Annotated in this window: 3 protein-coding genes; all 3 read right to left on the bottom strand. The window is 50.9% G+C overall.

The genetic code is table 11. The annotated features are described in order from the left end of the window. Window positions 1-221 precede the first annotated feature (221 nt). Window positions 222-761 (bottom strand): DUF6000 family protein, encoded by a 540-nt coding sequence (locus tag IE099_RS21180; RefSeq protein ID WP_189574657.1) that lies wholly within the window; start codon window positions 759-761, stop codon window positions 222-224. Window positions 762-889: 128 nt separating this feature from the next. Beyond that, a complete protein-coding gene (locus tag IE099_RS20475; protein WP_189574655.1) occupies window positions 890-1,540 on the bottom strand; it encodes a hypothetical protein in 651 nt (216 codons plus the stop codon). A gap of 152 nt (window positions 1,541-1,692) precedes the next feature. Continuing rightward, on the bottom strand, window positions 1,693-2,070 hold the full coding sequence (locus IE099_RS20470; RefSeq protein WP_194598413.1) for a hypothetical protein: 378 nt from the start codon (window positions 2,068-2,070) through the stop codon (window positions 1,693-1,695). Window positions 2,071-2,207 lie beyond the last annotated feature (137 nt).

Raw genomic sequence — 2,207 nt, 5'->3', positions numbered from 1 at the left:
CGAAGAGGGATATCCCAGAACATTCCCGGCTTCAGAAACGAAGTTGACTTCGGAACGAAGGGAATCACTGGAGGTTTCGATGCCATGCGGATTTTTTTGCCGAACGTTCTAGCACACCCAATCCGACCGACTCAGCGCACTTTTACTAGTTCTATCACGTCCCCTCCTCCAGTCAAGCCTCCGACTCGCCAGCGCGGTCGGATTTGTGGTGCTGCGCATTGTTAGCCCCTCTGGAAACGCTCGATTGTCCTAAGGTTTGAGAAAAATCGGGTCTCGTCGAGTGGACGGGAGCGCTCCGCACAGAAATCAATCCATCTCGGTTCGTACTTAGGAAATAATGCCGTCCCATTCTTGAGGTCGAGCCACTTAAGCGCGTGCATGCCATCCGCCTGACTACCATATGGATCACGCTCCACTAAATACCTATCCAAGTAGTTCGTTACACCTCGAACCGAATTTGGAGTGGCTAACGATGCCAAAGAAAGAAGAAAACCTCCCCCTTCATAGCAAAGCTCACATAGAAGGAGGTATTCGATGATCTCCTCTTCGAAGTCAGTCCAACCTCGTATTGCTGTGAACCATGCAGCAGTGCTTCGGTGTCTCCAATTCGGCTCGGAAAACAAGGTTTGAACGACCTGCGGTGTCAGTTCACTCGAAACGCGAAGGTAGTTACTCACCAATTCGTCTTCATTAGTGCGGAAACGACCAATCTTACGGTAGAACGGGAGAACCCATTTTGCGGTGAAATCCGGTTCGTTCATCTTTCAGGCTAACGTTTTAGCACACCCAATCCGACCGACTCAGCGCGCTTTCGCTACTTCTACCACGTTCCCTCCTCCCGTCAATCTCCGACTCGCCAGCGCGGTCGGATTTGTGGTGCTGCGCATTGTTAGCCTTCTTCGATCGGAAATGAGGCCTTACCATCGTCGACAAACTTTGCCATCTGCTTAACACGCCGATAGTGAGCCATCAAAAGCTTAGAACTCTCTTCTGGATCTTTGGTATACTTGTCCAATTCCTTCAGGCTCTTAAAACCAAGCCCCTTGGCCAGATCCTTATTCAACTTCTGGACTATGGCCACCTCTTCGGCATCCAACTGCAGCAGGCGATTTTTCCTAGCCTTCCTGCGTTCTCGGAGAGCAGAGAATACCTCCTGAAGGCCTCTGTATGAACCTGCCAGAGTTGCTCCTGCGCCAATAAGTGCTGCCACTGATTTCGCGACTTCAACAGCCACTTCTGAATCGAGAGCCAATTCCATCCACCCAGGCGATGCGTATTTGATGGATTTTACATCCGGTCTGTCTTCTGGAGGGATTCGATGTCGAAAAATCCCGTAGATGCTTACATACGTTGCTCCGGACCTCAGCTCGTATTCGCGTAACACCTCTTGGATCTGGCTGACGGTGTCCAAGCTCGCTTGCGTATCGAGACAATAGATGAAGGCGTAATTTTGATAGTAGACTCGGGTAAAGTCAGTCAAGTCCTTGAGAGCCCAGCGCCCGTCCAGAAGAATCTTATAGGTTTCAAGCGGCGCATTCATAGAGGATTCCTTTTTCAGGCTAACGTTCAAGTGCAGCTAGGCCGACCGCCTCCGCACACCTTCATCGAAGCCAAAACACCAACATATGGCCAGAAAATAAGTCACCCACCAGCGCGGTCGGACTTAGCTGACACGCCTTGTTCTGCTTGTTGTTAGAATACAGGTTGGTGGTGAACGGTACGCAGATTGTCGTCCAAGAAGAAATCGTAAAATGGAAGTGTGTGGCTAAACTTCTCTCGCTCAAACTCGAATCTCGCATGGTAACTACTCTCCTTGCCCATGTAAACATCCGGTGTGGTTCGCCCAACATGCATGAAAAACATCGCAGGGGGAAATTCATCAGAGTGGCCGTAGTCATCAAATCCGCCCTTCATGGTTGAGAAGAGATCCGGCCAAATCTTCGCGACCTGACTTGAGAACAAATTCGCTATGTCGCTTGCCCCGCGCACTTCACGCCCGATGCTGATTACAACTCGGAATCCGTCCTGTTCCGACTCGCAATAGAGCGGCTTGCGATGACCGTTTATCATGCGTAACAGGGAGCGGAACATTTATTTGCAGAACGTCTCAGCACACCCAATCCGACCGACTCAGCACGCTTTCGATAGTTCTACCACCTCCCCTCCTCCAGTCAAGCCTCCGACTCGCCAGCGCGGTCGGATTTGTG

It is taken from the genome of Roseibacillus persicicus (genome assembly GCF_014651675.1).
In the GTDB taxonomy this organism is placed as follows: domain Bacteria; phylum Verrucomicrobiota; class Verrucomicrobiia; order Verrucomicrobiales; family Akkermansiaceae; genus Roseibacillus; species Roseibacillus persicicus.
The sequence above is the reverse complement of the archived record's forward strand: the minus strand, read 5'-3'. Positions and strand labels throughout refer to the sequence as shown.

Coding starts and splice junctions, on each gene's coding strand:
- IE099_RS21180 (WP_189574657.1), bottom strand. CDS start 761: ATGAACGAACCGGATTTCACCGCAAAATGGGTTCTCCCGTTCTACCGT.
- IE099_RS20475 (WP_189574655.1), bottom strand. CDS start 1,540: ATGAATGCGCCGCTTGAAACCTATAAGATTCTTCTGGACGGGCGCTGG.
- IE099_RS20470 (WP_194598413.1), bottom strand. CDS start 2,070: ATGATAAACGGTCATCGCAAGCCGCTCTATTGCGAGTCGGAACAGGAC.